This window comes from Pseudomonas sp. LBUM1666, assembly GCF_059695775.1.
Window position 1 is genome coordinate 264,985 of sequence record NZ_CP166789.1, and the last position, 19,068, is coordinate 284,052.

Annotated in this window: 16 protein-coding genes; 9 read left to right on the forward strand and 7 right to left on the reverse strand. The window is 59.8% G+C overall.

Annotated features, from left to right (window positions below):
- Positions 1-91: 91 nt before the first annotated feature.
- The gene (locus ACA056_RS01185) at positions 92-979 is read right to left on the reverse strand and encodes a LysR family transcriptional regulator (RefSeq protein ID WP_283189635.1); all 888 of its coding nucleotides are present in this window, start codon (positions 977-979) and stop codon (positions 92-94) included.
- 136 nt (positions 980-1,115) lie between these two features.
- Between ACA056_RS01185 and lysM the strand changes: the two genes are divergently transcribed.
- The gene (lysM, locus tag ACA056_RS01190; RefSeq protein WP_497269898.1) at positions 1,116-1,556 is read left to right on the forward strand and encodes a peptidoglycan-binding protein LysM; all 441 of its coding nucleotides are present in this window, start codon (positions 1,116-1,118) and stop codon (positions 1,554-1,556) included.
- Between the two features lie 120 nt (positions 1,557-1,676).
- Here lysM and yrfG read toward each other — a convergent pair whose 3' ends face one another.
- On the reverse strand, positions 1,677-2,339 hold the full coding sequence (gene yrfG, locus ACA056_RS01195) for a GMP/IMP nucleotidase (protein ID WP_497269900.1): 663 nt from the start codon (positions 2,337-2,339) through the stop codon (positions 1,677-1,679).
- 90 nt (positions 2,340-2,429) lie between these two features.
- Here yrfG and nudE point away from each other — a divergent pair, with 90 nt between their 5' ends.
- Both nudE and cysQ read left to right on the forward strand, forming a co-directional pair.
- A complete protein-coding gene (gene nudE / locus ACA056_RS01200) occupies positions 2,430-2,996 on the forward strand; it encodes an ADP compounds hydrolase NudE (protein ID WP_033058385.1) in 567 nt (188 codons plus the stop codon).
- A complete protein-coding gene (gene cysQ / locus ACA056_RS01205) occupies positions 2,993-3,820 on the forward strand; it encodes a 3'(2'),5'-bisphosphate nucleotidase CysQ (RefSeq protein WP_497269902.1) in 828 nt (275 codons plus the stop codon). The genes nudE and cysQ overlap by 4 nt, the downstream gene beginning before the upstream one ends.
- Before the next feature lie 194 nt (positions 3,821-4,014).
- On the opposite strand, the gene ACA056_RS01210 is transcribed toward cysQ, so the two are convergent.
- From ACA056_RS01210 to rfbC, 4 genes are all read right to left on the reverse strand, one after another.
- On the reverse strand, positions 4,015-4,470 hold the full coding sequence (locus tag ACA056_RS01210; protein WP_150656811.1) for a YiiD C-terminal domain-containing protein: 456 nt from the start codon (positions 4,468-4,470) through the stop codon (positions 4,015-4,017).
- Positions 4,471-4,510: 40 nt separating this feature from the next.
- The gene (locus tag ACA056_RS01215) at positions 4,511-5,902 is read right to left on the reverse strand and encodes a sigma-54-dependent transcriptional regulator (RefSeq protein WP_497269904.1); all 1,392 of its coding nucleotides are present in this window, start codon (positions 5,900-5,902) and stop codon (positions 4,511-4,513) included.
- Positions 5,899-7,707: a sensor histidine kinase gene (locus ACA056_RS01220; protein ID WP_497269906.1), complete on the reverse strand. Its 1,809-nt coding sequence runs from the start codon at positions 7,705-7,707 to the stop codon at positions 5,899-5,901. Before ACA056_RS01220 ends, ACA056_RS01215 begins: the two co-directional genes overlap by 4 nt.
- Before the next feature lie 106 nt (positions 7,708-7,813).
- The gene (rfbC, locus tag ACA056_RS01225) at positions 7,814-8,359 is read right to left on the reverse strand and encodes a dTDP-4-dehydrorhamnose 3,5-epimerase (RefSeq protein WP_497269908.1); all 546 of its coding nucleotides are present in this window, start codon (positions 8,357-8,359) and stop codon (positions 7,814-7,816) included.
- Positions 8,360-8,555: 196 nt separating this feature from the next.
- Between rfbC and ACA056_RS01230 the strand changes: the two genes are divergently transcribed.
- From ACA056_RS01230 to ACA056_RS01245, 4 genes are all read left to right on the forward strand, one after another.
- Positions 8,556-11,468: an aminotransferase gene (locus ACA056_RS01230; RefSeq protein ID WP_497269910.1), complete on the forward strand. Its 2,913-nt coding sequence runs from the start codon at positions 8,556-8,558 to the stop codon at positions 11,466-11,468.
- A gap of 302 nt (positions 11,469-11,770) precedes the next feature.
- Positions 11,771-12,649 carry an N-carbamoylputrescine amidase gene (gene aguB, locus ACA056_RS01235; protein ID WP_497269911.1) on the forward strand — a complete coding sequence of 293 codons (879 nt, stop codon included), beginning with the start codon at positions 11,771-11,773 and terminating at the stop codon, positions 12,647-12,649.
- Between the two features lie 5 nt (positions 12,650-12,654).
- Positions 12,655-13,761: an agmatine deiminase gene (aguA, locus tag ACA056_RS01240; protein ID WP_008149349.1), complete on the forward strand. Its 1,107-nt coding sequence runs from the start codon at positions 12,655-12,657 to the stop codon at positions 13,759-13,761.
- Positions 13,762-14,006: 245 nt separating this feature from the next.
- Complete coding sequence (locus ACA056_RS01245) at positions 14,007-14,219, forward strand: hypothetical protein (RefSeq protein WP_046045525.1); 213 nt, start codon at positions 14,007-14,009, stop codon at positions 14,217-14,219.
- A 192-nt stretch (positions 14,220-14,411) separates the two neighbouring features.
- Here the strand turns inward: ACA056_RS01245 and ACA056_RS01250 are convergent, their stop codons facing one another.
- Entirely contained in the window at positions 14,412-16,502 is a 2,091-nt protein-coding gene (locus ACA056_RS01250) for a TonB-dependent receptor (protein ID WP_497269914.1), read from the reverse strand.
- 254 nt (positions 16,503-16,756) lie between these two features.
- On the opposite strand from ACA056_RS01250, the gene ACA056_RS01255 reads away from it, so the two are divergent.
- Positions 16,757-17,428: a DsbA family protein gene (locus ACA056_RS01255; RefSeq protein ID WP_497269916.1), complete on the forward strand. Its 672-nt coding sequence runs from the start codon at positions 16,757-16,759 to the stop codon at positions 17,426-17,428.
- A gap of 251 nt (positions 17,429-17,679) precedes the next feature.
- Positions 17,680-18,963: an OprD family porin gene (locus ACA056_RS01260; RefSeq protein WP_497269918.1), complete on the forward strand. Its 1,284-nt coding sequence runs from the start codon at positions 17,680-17,682 to the stop codon at positions 18,961-18,963.
- Positions 18,964-19,068 lie beyond the last annotated feature (105 nt).

Genomic DNA, 19,068 nt, shown 5'->3' on the forward strand with positions numbered 1-19,068 from the left:
GTATCACCGACGGTTTAGGCTGCTTTAAGCCTAGGCGCGTCAACTTGTCGCGTCTAATCGCTAATACTGATCTACCGATAGATGGCGTCGATCAAGAGCTCGGCAGCGATTGCTGAAGTATCGCGAAACAGGCTTCCGCGAGCGCCGAACGCGGGGCGCTACGGCGCATGATCAGCCCCAGCCGGGCGAGGGTTTGAGCATTTTCGATGGGTTGCAGGCGCAAATGATCGGTGAGTTTCTCCAGGCCTCCGTCCAGCGGCATCACGGCGCAGCAGAATCCACCATGCACCGCTTGTAACAATTGGTGGACGGCATCGGTCTGCAGCAACGGCTGCGGCGTCAGGCCACGACTGTGAAAGTTATGGTCAATGGACTGCCGAAAATGCATGCCGCTGGTGAGCATGCCCAGCGGCAGTTCGATCAGCGATTCCCAACTCAGCGGCGCCTCGCCGAAACTGAAGAAGCGCTGGTCGTAGAGCAGGCCCATGCGGGTTTCGCTGAACGCCAGGGAATCGAAGCGTTCGCCGTCCAGTCGCTCCAGGTAGGAAACACCGAGGTCGAGGCGATTGTTTGCCAGTTGTTCGAGGATCTGTTCAGAACTCAGGGCCGAGAGTTCGAAGCGCAGGTTCGGGTGTTCGGCGTGCAAGCGTTGCATCAGCGGCAGCGGATCGAAGCTCGACAGCGGCACCACGCCCAGACGCAACGTACCCACCAGATTGCCGCGACAGGCAGCCGCCTCGGCCTGCAAGCCGTCGTAGGCCGCCAGCACGGTGCGCGCCCACGCCAGCACCCGTTCACCCGGTGCGGTGAAACCTTCGAAGCGCTGCCCGCGATTGACCAGCGGCAACTCGAGTTCTTCTTCGAGGCTGCGCAGGCGCATGGACAGGGTCGGCTGGGTGATGTGACAACGCGCAGCGGCCTGGCCGAAATGCCGGGTTTCGTCGAGGGCGATGAGGAATTTCAGTTGCTTGATGTCCATCTTCGCTCCAGGGCGCGGGAAGGTTCGGATTCTAGCGCTTGGGGGGAAGCGGCGTCATTGGTCGGGTTGGAACCGCAAGTGACAGCCTTGGTCTAGGCTTTTGCGTCTGGAACCCAAAACCCAAGGAGAGTGCACCATGAGTATTTTTAGCTTTGTGAAAGAAGCAGGCGAAAAACTTATCGATCTGCTGACGCCAGGCAACGCCAATGCCAGCGAGCAGTTGAAGGAACACATCAGCAAGGTCGGCCTGGGTAATCCGAATGTGCAGGCGACGGTGGATGGCGACAAGGTCACCGTGACGGGTGAAGTCGGCAGTCAGGAAGAGAAGGAAAAAATCCTGCTGGCGGTGGGCAACATCGCGGGTGTCGGTAGCGTGGATGATCAGATCACGGTGACCGGACCGGTGGTTGTGGCCGCGAAGTTTGTGACGGTCGAGAAGGGCGACACCCTCAGCGCGATTTCCTTGCGCGTGTATGGCGATGCCAACAAGTATCAAAAGATCTTCGAGGCCAACAAACCGATGCTCAAGGACGTGAACAAGATTTATCCGGGGCAGTCGTTGCGGATTCCTGAGTAAGGCTCAAGACCGCTTTCGCGAGCAGGCTCGCTCCCACATTGATCTTCAGTGAACACATCATTTGTGTACGACGCAGATCCGTGTGGGAGCGAGCCTGCTCGCGAAGTAGGCGACTCGGTTTCAGAGTCCGGTAATCAACTCCCGATAATCCCCCACCGCCGCAAACTCCGCCGTGTCCTTCGGCCCTTTACGGCTGTCCGGCTCACGCACGGCCAACAAATGCGCCACACCAAAATTCCGCGCGCTACGCAGGATCGGCAACGTATCGTCGATAAACAGACTGCGCGCCGGGTCGAAATCGATGTCCGCCTGCAACGCCTCCCAGAACTGCGGATTCTCTTTGGGGAAACCGTAATCATGTGAGCTGATCAATCGCTCGAAGTACGGCGCCAGTTCGATTCTTTCCAGCTTCAATGACAACGAATCGCGATGTGCATTGGTGATCAACACCACGCGCTTGCCGGCTTGTTTGATCGCCGCCAGAAAAGTGTCCGCATCCGGACGCAGGGCAATCAAATGAGCGGTTTCCAGTTTCAATTCGCGCACCGGCAGTTTGAGCTCGGTGCTCCAGAAATCCAGGCAATACCATTGCAACTGGCCGGCGTTGCTTTCGAAAAGCGGCTGCAATTCCATCTCGGCCATGGCCCGACTCACCCCGTGCAACTCGGCGTAACGCTGGGGCAGGTGTTCCATCCAGAAATGGTTGTCGTAATGCAGGTCCAGCAGCGTGCCGTCCATATCCAGCAGTACGGTGTCGATGTCGCGCCAGGGCAGCAGGGACATAAAAAACTTCTCCAGCGGTAAAAAAGATATCCGAGGTAAACAATCAGGATAGGCCGGGTATAGTAACGCGTTCACGCCAAGGAGCTTTTCATGCGCCAGAAACCCACCATCCTCGCCCGCGAGATCGTCGCCACCAGCCGTTTGTTCTGCGTCGAAGAGCTGAAGTTGCGCTTTTCCAATGGCGTGGAGCGCACGTATGAGCGACTGGTGGGCAAGGGCGCCGGTTATGGCGCGGTGATGATTGTGGCGATGCTGGATGCGGACCACGCGGTACTGGTTGAAGAGTATTGCGGCGGCACCGATGAATACGAGCTGTCCTTGCCCAAAGGCCTGATCGAGCCGGGCGAGGACGTGTTGGCGGCGGCCGAGCGGGAGCTCAAGGAAGAGGCCGGGTACGGCGCGCGGCAACTGGAGCATTTGACTGAGTTGTCGTTGTCGCCCGGTTACATGAGCCAGAAGATCCAGGTGGTGTTGGCCACCGATCTGTATGAAGAAAGCCTTGAAGGCGATGAGCCCGAGCCGATGGGCGTGGACAAAATCAACCTGCGTGAGTTGTCGGCCCTGGCCCAGAACCCGCGATTCACTGAGGGCCGTGCATTGGCAGCGCTGTATCTGGCCCGTGATCTACTGACTCAGCGTGGAGTGTTCCAGCCATGATTTTCCCCCATCCGTTGATGGCGCCTGTTGTTGAACTGGCGCTGAAAGCCGGTGAAGCGATTCTGCCGTTTTGGCGTGCCAACGTCGCCGTGACTGCGAAATCCGATGATTCTCCGGTGACGGCCGCCGACATGGCCGCTCACCATCTGATCCTGGCCGGGCTGACGGCGCTGGACCCGAGCATCCCGGTGCTGTCCGAAGAAGATGCCAACATTCCCCTGAGCGTGCGCACCGAGTGGCAGCGTTGGTGGCTGGTGGACCCGCTGGACGGAACCAAGGAATTCATCTCCGGTAGCGAAGAATTTACCGTCAACATCGCGCTGATCGAGCAGGGACGAGTGGTGTTTGGCGTGGTGTCGATGCCGACCAACGGGCGCTTCTACGTCGGTGGTGCGGGTCTGGGCGCGTGGCGTGGCGATAAAGACGCAGAGCCTTTGCCGATTCACGTTCGCGAGGTTCCTGCTGAGGGTGAAGCGTTTACCGTGGTTGCCAGTCGTCGGCATTCAAGTCCTGAGCAGGAGCGCCTGCTGGCCGGGTTGAGCGACAGTCTCGGTGAGCTGCAATTGGCCAATATCGGCAGTTCGCTGAAGTTCTGCTTGTTGGCGGAAGGGGCGGCGGATTGTTATCCGCGGTTGGCGCCGACGTCGCAGTGGGACACGGCTGCGGCACAAGGCGTGCTGGAAGGAGCGGGCGGTGAGGTGCTGGATTTGAGCGGTGCGCCGTTCAGTTATCCGGCGCGTGAGTCGTTGTTGAATGCATTTTTTCTGGCGCTGCCGGCGAAGGCTGCGTGGCGCGAAAAACTGCTGGCGTTGGCGCAGAGCTGATCGTTCGGATTCAAGAACCACCCCTCACCCCAGCCCTCTCCCCACAGGGGAGAGGGGAAAGGGAGCCGATCTCCATGCTTTTCAACACCTGAGTTCGACTCGGACGCTCAGGTCGATGTAGCTCCAAAAAACACCTCGGTCAGTCCCCTCTACCCTCTGGGGAGAGGGTTAGGGTGAGGGGTGGTTCTCAAGCCCTACCGATGCAACACGTACTGCCCGGTAAACCTCACTGCATCGTCATTACTGTCCGTATTTACGATCCGAGAATGCAGTGTCAACCGCGCTCTCCCATACCGCTTATACATCGCCAAGAACTTCTTCCACACCGCCGCACTCGGCGCATGGCAAATCGCTGTCGCGTCCATGGTCACCGGCAGCGGATAGCTGATCTGTCCTTCCTGAATCACGATGTGCCCGCCTTCAACCCCTTCTTCACGCAAACGCAGATGCAACCAACCCCAACCGGCCAGCACGGCGCCGCAATACAGGCTGCCGCCGAACATGGTGCTTTTATGATTGACGTTGGCCTCCAGCGGCAAGTGCAGGCGCAGTTGCTGGTCGTGCCAATCGAGCACTTTGAGGCCCATATCCCGCGTTAGGGGAATGTCGCGATGGAGGACTGATTCCAGATGACGGCTGTCGCGGCTCATGCACGGATCTCTTGTTTGAAGATGATGAATTGACGGTAGCTCAATCGAGTTCGTCGGTGTGGCTGCTGCCACCGTCGGCGAAGTTCAGCCCGTGCTTGCGCAGTTTGTCGTGCAAGGTCTTGCGTGGGATGCCAAGGGCTTCGGCGAGGCTGCGCACCGAGCTGTGAGAACGCGCCAGTTCGGCGGCGATCAAGCTCTTCTCGAAGTTTTCCACTTGTTCGCTGAGACCGCCGCTGACCACTTCGACCGTCATGCCGACAGCGCCATCCGGTGCGTTATTGTCCAGGGCCAGTTCCAGGCCCAGGGCAAAACGTTCGGCGGCGTTCTGCAATTCCCGCACGTTACCCGGCCAGGTGTGGCGCAGCAGCAGCGCGCGTTGTCCCGGTTGCAACTCGTGGGGTGGCAAACCGTGGCGAGCGCTGGCTTCGTCGGCAAAGTACTGGAACAGCATCAGCGCATCTTCGCCGCGCTCACGCAGCGGCGGAATACGCAGCGGTGCGACGTTCAGGCGGTAATACAAGTCGGCACGGAAGCGGCCCTGATCGGCGGATTGACGCAGGTCTTCCTTGGTCGCAGCGATGATGCGGATGTCCAACGGGATCAGCTGATTACCGCCCAAGCGCTCGACGACCCGTTCTTGCAGCAAACGCAGCAATTTCACCTGCACATCCAGACTCATGCTTTCGATTTCATCGAGGAACAACGTGCCGCCATTGGCGAATTCGAACTTGCCTATGCGACGTTTTTGCGCGCCGGTAAACGCACCGGGCTCGTGACCGAACAACTCGCTTTCTACTACCGACTCGGCCAGGGCGCCGGCGTTGATTGCTACAAACGGACCGTTACGACGGCCCGACAGATCGTGCAATGCACGTGCGACAACTTCTTTACCGGCGCCGGTTTCGCCAAGGATCAGCACATCGGCCTTGGTCGCCGCCAATGCACCGATCTGCTCGCGCAGGCGCAGCATCGGCGCCGATTGCCCGACCAGCCGGGTGCTCAGCTCATTGCGATCGCTCAGGGCCAGACGCAGGCTGCGGTTGTCCAGCACCAGTCGGCGCAAGGCCAATGCGCGGCGCACGCTGTCGAGCAGGGCGTCGCTGGCGAAAGGTTTTTCCAGAAAGTCATAAGCCCCGGCGCGCATCGCTTGCACCGCCAGCGGCACATCGCCGTGGCCGGTGATCAACAGCACTGGCAAATCCGGGTCCTGGGCATGGAGTTCCGTCAGCAGTTCGAGGCCGTCCATGCCCGGCATGCGGATGTCACTGACCACCACGCCGGGCCAGTCGCGTTCCAGTTGCGCGGCCAGGCCTTTGGCTTCAGCGAGGGGCAGGATTTTCAGGCCGGCGAGGTCCAGAGTCTGGCTCAGGGCCTGTCGCAGGTGCGGATCGTCGTCGATCAGCACGACCTGGATGCGGTTGTCGATGGTCATGCACTTCGGTCCTCGGACGGTTGCAGGCTCACACCCGGTGCGCCTGCCCGCAACTTCAGGGTAATCAGGGCGCCACCTTCCTTGTGGTTGGAGAACGACAGTTCACCACCGAAGGCGCGCATCAGGGTTTCGCAAATCGCCAGCCCTAACCCAAGCCCCTGAGTGCGGGTCTTGGTGGTGTAGAAGGGCTCGCTGGCGCGGCCAAGTGCCTCCAGGCAGAACCCGGGGCCATTGTCGCGAATGTACAAATTGACGCCGTCGGCAGTGGATTGGGCACTCAACCAGAGCTTACGCGGCGGGCCTTTTTCCGTCAGGGCGTCCAGGGCGTTGGCCAGCAGATTGCCGAGCACCTGGCGCAGGCGGGTTTCCCCGGCCTCGACCCACAGGGTGGCGGCCGGCAAGTCGCGGATCAGCTCGACCTCCATGCTGCGTCGACGCTTGGCCAGCAGTGCCAGCGCATCGTCCAGCGCCGGTTGCAGGGCGACGCTTTCCGGAGCGTGGCGATCGCGCCGGGCGAAGGCGCGCAGGTGGGCGATGATCGAGGCCATTCGCCCGGTCAGTTCGCTGATCAGCTTGAGGTTGCCGCGCGCATCCTCAGTGCGCTGATGATCGAGCAGCACCTCAGCGTTTTCTGCGTAGCTGCGGATCGCCGCCAGCGGTTGATTCAATTCGTGGCTGATGCTCGCGGACATGGTGCCAAGGGCTGACAGTTTACCGGCCTGCACCAGATCATCCTGAGCGCGAACCAGCTCTTGCTGGGCCTGTTCGCGTTCCAGCACTTCCTGTTTCAGTCGACGGTTGAGGCCTTCGAGGTCGCTGGTCCGCTCGGCTACCCGGCCTTCCAGCTCGCGACGGGCCTTGGCTTCGAAGGCGATTCGTTCGAGGTAATGACGGCGTCGCTGCATCATCAGCCCCAGCAGCAACATCAACACCAACAATGTCGCGCCGCCGATGGCGACGACCGTGCGCACCGGGCGATCGATCAGGGTGCGTGGGGCGAGGATGCTGACGTTCCAACCGGTTTCTGCGATTGGCTGGGTTTGTGTCAGCCAGGCGTTGGGATTGAGCCGCAATGGTTTGGGATCGCGGGTCGGATAAGGTTGAATCGCGGTGATTGCCTTTCTTTCCTCTTCGCCCAACGGGCGGGTCGAGCGGAATCGCCACTCAGGCCGCGACGTGAGAATGACCACGCCGTTATGGTCCGTCAGCAGCAGTTGTTCCGGGGTTTTGCCCCAGAGGCTTTCGGTGTGGTCCAGGTCGACCTTGACCACCAGCACGCCGATGATCTTTTCGCCACTACGCACGGCGGCGGCGAAGAAATAGCCACGCTTGGCCGATGTCGTGCCCAAACCGAAAAAGCGCCCAAGCCGCCCGGCCATGGCTTCACTGAAATACGGCCGGAAGGAAAAATTACGCCCGACAAAACTGTCGTGTTTGTCCCAATTGGACGCGGCGAGGGTCTTGCCCGTGGTGTCCATCAGGTACATGACTTCGGCGCCAGTCTGGGCGCTGATGTTTTTCAACAAGCGATTGGCGTTGCCCTGAGTGACGCCATCGTCGGGCGCGCCGAGGACGGCTCGCAGGGCCGGCAGATCACCGAGGATTTGCGGCAATACTTCATAGCGGTGCAGGGTACCCAGCAGGTTGGCGACGTAAAGGTCGAGGGTCTGACGGTTCTGCCCGGCCAGTTCACTGCGGTAGTAACGCTCGGCCAGATGCTGCAGCGGCCACAGCAACGGCGCCAGGCACAGCGCGAGCAGGGCCAGGCTGCGCCAGCGGGGTCTGCGGGGAAGGGTCGGAGTCATGAGCATCGAGCGCCTGTGGGTACAGGCGCATTATGCCTAGGCTTGCGGGCGCAGTCTGCGCGCCGTGGGTCAGGCACGCCTGCACGGCGAAGATTCAGACGGTGCTTCAGGAAAAGACGTCAGCGTCCTTGAAGAACGCGGCGACCTGATCTTTGCCGGACAGTTGTGGCGCTTCGTCCAGTTGCCAATCAATGGCCAGGTCCGGGTCGTCCCAGCGAATGCAGCGCTCGGCGGACGGGGTGTAGTAGTCGGTGGTTTTGTAGAGGAATTCGGCGAACTCGCTCAACACCACGAAACCGTGGGCGAAACCCTCAGGGACCCAGAGTTGGCGATGGTTCCCGGCGGACAGACGCACGGCCACCCATTTGCCGAAATGTGGCGAACTGCGGCGAATATCCACCGCCACGTCGAGTACTTCACCGACTGTGACGCGAACCAGTTTGCCTTGAGTGTTTTCCAGCTGGTAATGCAGGCCGCGCAATACGCCTTTTTGCGAGCGGGAATGGTTGTCTTGAACGAAATTCGTCTCCAGGCCAGTCGCTTCTTTGAAAGCCTTGGCATTGAAGCTTTCATAGAAGAAACCACGTTCGTCACCAAATACCCGGGGTTCGATGATCAGAACACCGGGCAGGTCGGTGGTGACTACGTTCATGGTCTTACTCCAGCAATAGGCGTCGATGGGCGACATTCTTGCGCAAAGTAGAGGTTGGGGCGAGTGGCGTGTGTTTTTTCCTTATCCGTTCAATGATTCTGTCGAACCTCCGGTGGGTTTCAGGCAGGCGAAGGGGTTGCGTATCGCCCCAAGCAGTGGCGATATAGGCGCCTAATAAAATTTCAGGGGTCGTTGTATGCCACTCGCCACGTTGATTCATCGCGCCAGTTTGCCCAGCCCGCAAGTGTCTGCGGAGCAAGCGCTTGAGCTGCTGAAGGGACATTACGGGCTGAGTGGAAGGTTGCAGGCCCTCGGCAGCCAACAGGATCTTAACTTTCGGGTCGACAGCGACCAGGGGCGTTTTGTCCTGAAAATCTGCCGTGGCGACTACTCGGCGCTGGAGCTGCATGCCCAGCACGCCGGGCTCAAGCATTTGGGTGAACACCCCGATGTGCATGTGCCGCGAGTGATTCCCGCCAAAAACGGTGCAGACCTTCTCTCCCTGGAAGTCGGCGGCCAACCGGTGCATGTGCGCTTGCTCGATTACATCGAAGGCCAGTCGCTCACACACCTGGATCATCTGCCCGGTTCAGTGGTGGCCGGTTTCGGTCGGCTCTGCGGTGAAATGGATCTGGCGCTGGCGGGTTTCGACCATCCGGGCCTTGAGCGCACCCTTCAATGGGATGCCCGTCACGCCAACGCGTTGATCGCCCATTTGCTGCCGATCATCAAGGATGACCAGCAACGTCGGTTGATCGCCGATGCGGCTGAACAGGCCGAACGTCATTTGCAGCCGCTTGTGGATAAGCTGCCGGTGCAGGCCATCCACATGGATATCACTGACGACAACGTGGTGTGGCAGCGAGATTCGCAACGCCAGTGGCAATTGCAGGGTGTGATCGATTTCGGCGACCTGATCCGTACCTGGCGCATTACTGATCTGTCGGTGACCTGCGCGGCGCTGCTGCACCACGCTGATGGCGATCCGTTCTACATTTTGCCGGCGGTTCAGGCCTATCACGCTGTCAATCCGTTAACGCATGAAGAGCTACTGGCGCTCTGGCCACTGATCGTCGCCCGTGCGGCGGTGTTGGTGCTCAGCGGCGAGCAGCAGGTCAACATTGATCCGGGCAACGAATACAGCCGCGACAACCTCACCCACGAGTGGGAGATTTTCCGCGTCGCTACATCGGTGCCGTTGGCGTTGATGGAAGCGGCGATCCTTACCTCGGTCGGCCAGAATCTGCCGGGCATCGGCAGCGAAGGCTTCGCGCCGCTGCTGCCGAGCCTGGTGGGGCGTGAGTTTGCGTTGATCGATTTGGGTGTGCTCAGTCCGCATTTTGAGGCCGGCAACTGGGAGCAGGAGGGGATCGATCAGCGGCTGCTGACCGAAGCTGCCGCGGCTCACGGTTTGGCGGCCAGTCGTTATGGGCAATATCGCTTGTCCCGCACCCGGCCGGACAGCGCCACTGAGCCGGACACGTGCCCATTGCACGTCGAATTGCGAGTGCCCCACGGCACGGCGGTCGAATCGCCGTTCGCCGGGGTGGTGCATCAGCCGGCGGCAGGCGTGCTGCAATTGGATGGCCCTCAACTGAGTGTGCGGTTGTGGGGCGTGACGCCGTCGCTGCACACGGGCGCAGCGCTGGTCAAAGGCCAGGTGCTGGGTTCGGTCAGCGGGCCACTGATCGTGCAGTTGTGCCGAGGCGCTTCGTCCAATGCGCCCTTGTTTTGCACACCGTCTCGCGCCGCGGCCTGGCAAGCATTGTGCCCGTCACCGGCGGTGCTGCTGGGACTGGCCTGTGACGCCGAAGAGGAACTCGATTCGCAGACGTTGCTGGCGCGCCGTGATGCCAGTTTCGCCCGTACCCAGAAGCATTATTACGTCGACCCACCGCGCATCGAACGCGGCTGGCGTAATCACCTGATCGACATGCAGGGCCGCTCCTACCTCGACATGCTCAACAATGTCGCGGTGCTTGGCCACGGTCATCCGCGCATGGCCGCTGTCGCCAGTCGTCAGTGGTCGCTGCTCAACACCAATTCCCGATTCAACTACGCAGCGGTTGCCGAGTTTTCTGAGCGCTTACTGAAGTTGTCGCCGGACTCCATGGACCGGGTGTTCCTGGTCAACAGCGGCAGCGAGGCCAATGACCTGGCAATCCGCCTGGCATGGGCCTACAGCGGCGGTCGCGACATGCTCAGCGTGCTAGAGGCCTATCACGGCTGGACAGTGGGCGCGGACGCGGTCTCGACCTCGATTGCCGATAACCCGAAGGCCTTGAGCAGCCGTCCGGACTGGGTGCATCCGGTCACCGCGCCGAATACTTATCGCGGCGAATTCCGTGGACCGGATAGCGCGCCCGACTACGTGCGCAGCATCGAACACAACCTGACGAAAATCGCCGAGCAGAAACGTCAGCTGGCCGGTTTCATCTGCGAACCGGTGTACGGCAATGCTGGCGGTATCTCATTGCCGCCTGGGTATTTGAAGCAGGTTTATGCGCTGGTTCGCGCTCAGGGCGGTGTGTGTATTGCTGACGAAGTGCAGGTCGGTTACGGCCGCATGGGCAACTTTTTCTGGGGCTTCGAAGAGCAGGGCGTGGTGCCGGACATCATCACCATGGCCAAAGGCATGGGCAACGGCCAGCCGTTGGGCGCGGTGATCACTCGCCGGGAAATCGCCGAGGCGCTGGAGGCCGAGGGTTACTTCTTCTCGTCGGCCGGCGGCAGCCCGGTCAGTTGCCAGATCGGCATGGCGGTGCTGGATGTGATGGAGGAAGAAAAGCTCTGGGAAAACGCTCAGGTTGTGGGCGGGTATTTCAAGGAGCGGCTTGAAGCGCTGATCGATATTCATCCGCTGGTGGGCGCGGTGCATGGTTCCGGCTTCTATCTGGGCGTCGAGTTGATCCGCAATCGCGAAACCCTGGAACCGGCAACCGAAGAAACCACGGCGCTGTGTGATCGATTGCGCGAGCTGGGAATCTTCATGCAGCCGACCGGCGATTACCTGAACGTCCTCAAGATCAAACCGCCGATGGTGACCTCGCGTCAGAGCGTGGATTTCTTCGTGGACATGCTGTCGAAGGTGCTCGCAGAGGGACTGTAAACACCAACCCTGTGGGAGTGAGCCTGCTCGCGATTGGGCAGGATCAGTCGACATCCATGTTGAATGTTCGACCGCAATCGCGAGCAGGCTCACTCCCACATTGGTACGGTGTTAATTCGATAGATATCGGCTTTTTAGCAAAAAAATATGACAGAAGGTTTGCTGTAGGCTTCTAAAGCCGATTTTTATCGGTTATAAAGTCGCCGCTGCCCCGGTGTGGACTCACCACGCCCGGTGCTTCCCATTTCTGTCATTGGTCGATGCCACACTCGACCCTCAAGCAATTGCCCCGGAGATGATTCATGAGCCGTATCGTTACCGTCGCCGCCACCCAAATGGCCTGTTCCTGGGACCTTGAAGCCAACATCGAGACCGCTGAGCGGCTGGTCCGTGAGGCCGCGGCGCAAGGCGCGCAGATCATCCTGATCCAGGAGCTGTTCGAGGCTCCGTACTTCTGCCAGAAGCCGAACCCGGATTACCTGCAGCTGGCCACGGCCGTTGAAGACAACGTCGCCATCAAGCACTTCCAGAAAGTCGCCAAAGAACTGCAAGTCGTTTTGCCGATCAGCTTCTACGAACTGGCGGGCCGCGCGCGTTTCAACAGCATCGCGATCATCGATGCCGACGGTTCCAACCTCGGGATTTATCGTAAAAGCCATATCCCGGACGGCCCTGGCTACCACGAAAAGTACTACTTCAATCCGGGCGATACCGGTTTCAAAGTCTGGAACACCCGTTACGCGAAAATCGGCGTGGGCATCTGCTGGGACCAGTGGTTCCCGGAATGCGCCCGCAGCATGGCGTTGTTGGGCGCGGAAATTTTGTTCTACCCGACCGCCATCGGCAGCGAGCCACACGACAAGACCATTTCGTCCCGCGATCACTGGCAGCGCGTGCAACAAGGCCATGCCGGCGCCAACCTGATGCCGCTGATCGCCAGTAACCGCATCGGCAACGAAGAGCAGGACGGCTACGACATTACGTTCTACGGCTCGTCGTTCATCGCCAACCAGTTCGGCGAGAAGGTTCAGGAACTCAACGAAACCGAAGAAGGCATACTGGTTCATAGTTTCGACCTCGACGAGCTGGAGCACATCCGTAGCGCGTGGGGTTCGTTCCGTGATCGTCGCCCGAACCTGTACGGCGCCATCAAAACCCTCGACGGTTCCCTGGAGTCCTGATCGCTATGACCACTTTGCACAGCACGCCGCGCGCCGACGGCTTTTACATGCCCGCCGAATGGGCGCCGCAAACCCAGACCTGGATGATCTGGCCCGAGCGCCCGGACAACTGGCGTCTGGGTGGCAAACCGGCTCAAGCCGCGCACGTCGCGGTAGCCAAAGCCATTGCGCGTTTCGAACCGGTGACCGTGGCGGTGTCCGCCGGCCAATACGAAAACGCCCGTGCCCGTCTGGACGTGCCGAATATTCGTGTGGTGGAAATGTCCAGCGACGACGCCTGGGTTCGCGACACCGGCCCGACGTTTGTCATCAATAACGGTGGCGAAGTCCGTGGTGTGAATTGGGACTTCAACTCGTGGGGCGGTTTTGACGGTGGTCTGTATTCGCCGTGGAATCGCGATTCCCAGGTGGGCGGCAAGATCCTCGAGATCGAGCGCAGCCAGCGCTACCGCACCGAGGGCTTCGTGCTCGAAGGCGGTTCGATCCACGTTGATGGCGAAGGCACACTGATCACCACCGAAGAATGCCTGCTTAACCGCAATCGCAATCCGCACATGAACCGTGCAGAGATCGAAGCGGTGCTCAGCGCCAATCTGGCTGTGGATAAGATCATCTGGCTGCCGGACGGTTTGTTCAACGACGAAACCGACGGCCATGTGGATAACTTCTGCTGCTACGTGCGTCCGGGCGAAGTGTTGCTGGCCTGGACCGATGACCCGCAGGACCCGAACTACCCGCGCTGCCAGGCGGCAATGAAAGTGCTGGAAAGCAGCACCGACGCCAAGGGTCGCCCATTCACGGTGCACAAGATGCCGATTCCGGGGCCGCTGTATGCGACCGAAGAAGAGTGCGCCGGTGTGGATCCGGTGGACGGGACTCAGGAACGTAATCCGACCGTGCGTCTGGCCGGTTCCTACGTGAACTTTCTGATCGTAAACGGCGGCATCATCGCGCCGAGCTTTGACGATCCGTTGGATGGCCCGGCAAAAGAGATTTTGCAGGCACTGTTCCCGCAGCACGAAGTGGTGATGGTGCCCGGCCGCGAACTGTTACTGGGAGGCGGTAACATCCACTGCCTTACCCAACAACAGCCAGCACCGCACAAGGAGTGAGTGAGGTTGTAACAGCTTGAGTTGATTGCAAAATAATTCAGGCAAACGTTTTCACTCACGGTCTGGCGCAAAGCCCGCAGTCCTTCAGGACCGCGGGCTTTTTTGTATCCGCTTGTCGACAGTTACGAAACCTTGGCACAGCTCTTGTATCTCTCATGGTGCAAAACAGGGAGGGGGAGAACTGCGATGTTCTGTCATAAACCTTGGATATGTTAGCCGCTCACAAACCAGGAGAGAGCGCGGAAATGAACGCCGAAATGAATGTTGTGAGCGAACGGGCGTTGCATCCCCTGGCAGTAAACAGCGAATCGCTCCAGGTCCTGGCGCACTGGTTGAAGTCCAATGGAACGCGTCAGATCAGAGAACCTGATCCGCGCCGGATGATGATCGAACGCTACCCCGCTGGTTTATTCAGCGAAGCGGAGCTGGAAGCGTTGTGGGATGTAATGGAAGGATAAGAAGAAAAACAACGGATTGATAAAAGCGCTGCCGGGATGGCGGCGCTTTTTTATGCCTGTAGGTTTTTTGTGATCACTGCAGACCCAATGTGGGAGGGAGCTTGCTCGCGATGGCGGTGGATCAGTCGACATCGATGTTGACTGCCCGGCCGCCATCGCGAGCAAGCTCGCTCCCACAGGGTTTTGCGGTGTTTAGAAACTGTAGGTCCCGGTCACGACCAGGCTGCGCGGTTCTCCCGGCTGAATCTGCGCCGCGCTGGTGGCCGACGAGTAGTAGGTCTTGTCGCTGATGTTGTTCAGCGCCGCGCGCAAATCCCAATCCTTCTGCCGGAACCCGGCCAATGCATCCCAACGGCCATAACCCGGCAGCACGGTGGTGTTGAGGTTGTCGGCATAACGCTGGCCCACCAGGGTCAGACCGGTTTCGGCGTACCAGCCCATTTCCGGTTTCCAGGTCAGGAACAGGCTGCCGTTATGCTTGGCCACGTTGCTGATGCGTTTGCCTTCAAAACCGTTGTTGTCCTTCTCGACCGTCGCGTCCTGCACACCCACGCCACCGCGTACGTACCAGTTGCCGGCGATTTTGCCGGTGCCAGTCAGCTCGATCCCGCGGGAACGTTGCACGCCGGTCATCAAGGTGACGGTCGGATCGTTGGGATCGCTGGTTCGGCGGTTGTAGAGTTCCAGTTCGTAGATCGCCAACGTGGTGCTCAGGCGGTCATCGAGCCAGTCGCTCTTCACACCGATTTCCTTTTGCTTGGTCAGCTCGGGACTCAGGTCGTTGCTGTTGCCGGCAGCGCCCGGCGTGATACCGATCAAACCACCGCCGACCGGGGAAAAGGTCTTGGTCCAGGAGGCGTAGAAGGAATGATTCTGCAGCGGTGTCCACACCAGTCCTACACGCGGGCTGGTGCTATGGCTGTCGCGATCTTCGGAAATGTCCCGCAGCTTGTTGGTCGACTCGATGTCGAAGGTGTCGTAACGCAAGCCGGCCAGCAGTTGCCATTGATCGTTCAGACGCAGTTGATCCTGCACGTACACCGCACGGCTTTCGACTTCGGTGTGAGTGCTGCTGGACACTTGCATCCGTCCGGTATGGCGCAAATTGCGGTCGGGGTTGTACAGGTCCAGTGCCGGTACGGGCTGAGTCCCGCGTCCGGTGGCCGCGTTGTACAACGTAGGGTCGCGCCGCTGGCTGCCGATTTCGATGCCGGTCAGCAAACGATGCTCAAGGCCGAACGTGTCGAAACCGCCTTCCAGCTCAACGTTGTTGTAGACGTTGCGGGTGGTCAGGTCCTGTTGCCAGTGCTGGCGCGTGACCTTGTTGGTCGCCGGGGTGTAACCGGTCAGGTAGGTGTTGTCGAAATCGCTGTTGAGCTTGAACACGCCCAGGGTGTGGCGCAGCTGCCAGTTGTCGCTGAGCTCATAACTGAGTTTCGAGCGCAGGGATTGCGACTTGTCGTCGATGAAATCGTGCTCGCTGCCGTAGGTCGTATCCCGTCCTACGTCCGCCGGGCGTCCGTTTACACCGGGGATGCCGCGATCCGGCGTACGGTTGTAGCGGCTGTATTCGTACTGCACCAGCCAGTTCAGGTCCGGCGTCAGTTGCCAGCTCATCGACGGAGCGAACAGTTGGCGATTGCCGCTCACGCCGTCGCGGAAGCTGTTTTGATCCATGTTGCCCATGTTCAGGCGCAGGCTGATGTTCTCGCTTGGGTCGGTGCTGAGGTCGGCGTAGAGGCTGCGCAAATCATCGCTGCCGCCCTGGGCCTCGAGGGTCGAGCGGCGACCGAATTCAGGCAGCTTGCTGACCCGATTGACGATCCCGCCCTGACTGCCACGGCCATACAAAACAGCGGCCGGACCTTTGAGGACTTCGATGCGTTCGATGTTGTGCAAATCGCGCACGTATTGGCTGTCGTCACGGATGCCGTCGAGGTAGAAGTCGTTGCTGGCGTCGAAACCGCGGATGCGCAGGCTGTCGAAGCGGGTGTCGGCGCCGCTGCTGACGTTGGGGATGCCGCTCAACGCGGTGCCCAGATCGTTGGTGCCGTAATCCACGACGTTCGCGGTTTTAATCGAGTCGATGGCTTGTGGAACGTAGCGCACCGGCGTGGCGGTGCGGGTCGCGGTGCTGGTTTCTTTCACGCGCGGGTCATCGGCTTCAGCTTCGGCGCTGATCGATGTCTCGGGTAAAACGGTAGCGGCGGCGCAGGCAAAACCGGCAGAGAGAAATGCAGAAAGCCCAAGGGTCACGGGCGTGAGGCGAAAGGGGGCAGGCATCTGAAGCGCATCCGAAAGGGTGGAGAAATTCGAGGGTGCGAATGGTAATGCTTGCTATTTACTTCCGTTAATTATTCTTGAAAGGTTTCGCTGTTTGATTATTTCGAATTGTGTCGAGATGGCTACAGTGGGGCGGTGAGGTCATTTGACCGATTCATGAAACAGACTGAAAGCCATTGCAGCGTTTTTCAGAAACGGGCGGAGGACTAATCTGCCGGCATCTCGTTTTCCTACGCTTTTGCCGGAGTCTTCCCATGATCCTTCACTACATTTACGACCCGTTATGCGGCTGGTGCTATGGCGCAAAACCGCTGGTGCAAGCCGCTCAGGCTGTGTTGCCGGTGATCGCCCACGGCGGCGGCATGATGACCGGTGCCAACCGCCAGACCGTCTCGCCACAACTGCGCAACTACGTGATACCCCACGACCGGCGCATCGCCGAGTACACCGGCCAGCCGTTCGGCGAGGCGTATTTCGAAGGATTGCTGCGCGATGAGACAGCGGTGTTCGATTCCGCACCGCCAATTGCCGCGGTGCTGGCCGCCGAGCAGATCGCCGGCCGTGGACTGGAGTTGCTGGGGCGTTTGCAAAGTGCTCACTACGAGGAAGGTCGACGCATTGCCGATGAAGCTGTGTTGTTAGAACTCGCGAAAGACATTGGTCTGGAACCTCAAGCGTTCCAGGCTGCTTTCAAAGAAGCTGAAACCGATCGGCACATCAAGGACAGTCGAGCACGCTTGGCCGAAGTCGGCGGCCAGGGTTTCCCGACCTTCGCCCTGGAACACAACGGCCAATTCACCCTGATCGATATCGGCACGTGGCTCGGCAAGCCGCAAGCCTTCGCGGCATGGCTGAGTCAGTCGCTTCCCGCACAAGCGTCGTCATCGGAGCTTCAAGCCTGTGGCCTCGACGGCTGCGCCCATTGACGTCGACAAGTGATTTCTTAGACGTTTTTCGCCTATTTACAGACGATTCATGAAATTGACACATCGTTAAGGGCGCGGCTAGGATTCGCCCACGCCTGTGGCTAACCGCCATGACTCATAAAATAACAAAAAGGCCCGCCACGATTTCTTCGTGCGCGGGCCTTTTTGTTTGGGGTGAAAAAAGAGTGCGATAGCGCCGTTTCAGCCGTTCGACACAGCGCGTATCAACCGGTCATAAGGAAAAGAACAAAATGTTGAACAAGCGAATCAGCCTGATCGCTCTGGGGATGTTGAGCGCTACACAGGTCATGGCTAACGACCAGGCCGAATCCAAGGGTTTTGTTGAAGACAGCAGCCTCAAAGTGCTGCTGCGCAATGCCTACATCAATCGCGACAAAAAAGACGGCAACGACGACCAGCGTGAATGGGGTCAGGCTGCCATCGGCACCTACACCTCGGGCTTCACCCAAGGCACCGTCGGCGTGGGCGTTGATGCCTTCGGTCTGTACGGCTTGCGTCTGGACCGTGGTAGCCACAGCGGCGGCCAAGGCATCGACTTCTTCAAGGAAGGCGACAGCGGTAACCCGGCCGGCGACCTGGCCAAAGCCGGTGGCGTGGTAAAATTCCGCGTATCCAGCACCGTTCTGACCTACGGCGACCAGATGCCAGTCCTGCCGGTGTTGAGCTACGACAACGGGCGTCTGCTGCCGGAAAGCTACACCGGCACGCTGATCACCTCCAAGGAGATCAAAGGCCTGGAGCTGAACGCCGGTCGCTTCACTGCCGAATCGCGCAAAAGCGCTGAAGGCCGTGACAGCGGTGGCCTGAAGTCGATCAACGTGTTGGGCGGTAGTTACCAGTTCACCGAACAGTTCAAGGCTGCGCTGTACGCCTCCGACGTCGAAGACGTGTTGAAGAAGCAATACGTGAACGCCAACTACGTGTTCCCGATCGACAAGGATCAGTCCCTGACCCTGGACTTCAACGGCTACCGCACCAAGCTGGACGAATCCTACGTACGCGAAAGCGGTGCGACCGGCGACGACAATAAGATCTGGAGCCTGGCCGCCACATTCGCCACCGGCGCGCACTCGTTCACGCTCGCTCACCAGCGCAGCACCGGCGACAGCAACCTGGGCTACCCCTACGGTGGCTACCAGAAGGATCAAGGTCGCGTCGGCGACGGCGGCAACACCATCTACCTGGCGAACTCCTACTGGTCCGACTTCAACGCCGAAGACGAACGCAGCTGGCAGCTGGGTTACGGCCTGGACTTCAGCACCTTCGGTGTTCCAGGCCTGAGCTACAACTTCGCCTACGTGCGCGGCGACAACATCACCACCTCCACCAGCGAAGGCGGTACCGAGCGCGAAATCTTCAACCAGATCAAATACGTCGTGCAAAGTGGCCCGGCCAAAGACCTGAGCGTGAAACTGCGCAGCTCGATCCTGCGTGTCTCGCAGAAATCGAGTGAGTACAACTCCAGCGGTAACGAAGTGCGTGTGTTCGTGGATTACCCGATCAACATTTTCTGATGATCGGTTGCGCCATCGAGGCCTGATGCAAGGCTGAGAAAGGAAAAGCCCCGACTGGTTCGGGGCTTTTTTGTGGGCGCAGCAGGGCTCTGGCTTGCGCCACCT

Bases quoted from the DNA above. Each gene is read 5' to 3' on its own strand.
- ACA056_RS01185 (WP_283189635.1), bottom strand. From the start codon at position 979: ATGGACATCAAGCAACTGAAATTCCTCATCGCCCTCGACGAAACCCGG.
- lysM (WP_497269898.1), top strand. From the start codon at position 1,116: ATGAGTATTTTTAGCTTTGTGAAAGAAGCAGGCGAAAAACTTATCGAT.
- yrfG (WP_497269900.1), bottom strand. From the start codon at position 2,339: ATGTCCCTGCTGCCCTGGCGCGACATCGACACCGTACTGCTGGATATG.
- nudE (WP_033058385.1), top strand. From the start codon at position 2,430: ATGCGCCAGAAACCCACCATCCTCGCCCGCGAGATCGTCGCCACCAGC.
- cysQ (WP_497269902.1), top strand. From the start codon at position 2,993: ATGATTTTCCCCCATCCGTTGATGGCGCCTGTTGTTGAACTGGCGCTG.
- ACA056_RS01210 (WP_150656811.1), bottom strand. From the start codon at position 4,470: ATGAGCCGCGACAGCCGTCATCTGGAATCAGTCCTCCATCGCGACATT.
- ACA056_RS01215 (WP_497269904.1), bottom strand. From the start codon at position 5,902: ATGACCATCGACAACCGCATCCAGGTCGTGCTGATCGACGACGATCCG.
- ACA056_RS01220 (WP_497269906.1), bottom strand. From the start codon at position 7,707: ATGACTCCGACCCTTCCCCGCAGACCCCGCTGGCGCAGCCTGGCCCTG.
- rfbC (WP_497269908.1), bottom strand. From the start codon at position 8,359: ATGAACGTAGTCACCACCGACCTGCCCGGTGTTCTGATCATCGAACCC.
- ACA056_RS01230 (WP_497269910.1), top strand. From the start codon at position 8,556: ATGCCACTCGCCACGTTGATTCATCGCGCCAGTTTGCCCAGCCCGCAA.
- aguB (WP_497269911.1), top strand. From the start codon at position 11,771: ATGAGCCGTATCGTTACCGTCGCCGCCACCCAAATGGCCTGTTCCTGG.
- aguA (WP_008149349.1), top strand. From the start codon at position 12,655: ATGACCACTTTGCACAGCACGCCGCGCGCCGACGGCTTTTACATGCCC.
- ACA056_RS01245 (WP_046045525.1), top strand. From the start codon at position 14,007: ATGAACGCCGAAATGAATGTTGTGAGCGAACGGGCGTTGCATCCCCTG.
- ACA056_RS01250 (WP_497269914.1), bottom strand. From the start codon at position 16,502: ATGCCTGCCCCCTTTCGCCTCACGCCCGTGACCCTTGGGCTTTCTGCA.
- ACA056_RS01255 (WP_497269916.1), top strand. From the start codon at position 16,757: ATGATCCTTCACTACATTTACGACCCGTTATGCGGCTGGTGCTATGGC.
- ACA056_RS01260 (WP_497269918.1), top strand. From the start codon at position 17,680: ATGTTGAACAAGCGAATCAGCCTGATCGCTCTGGGGATGTTGAGCGCT.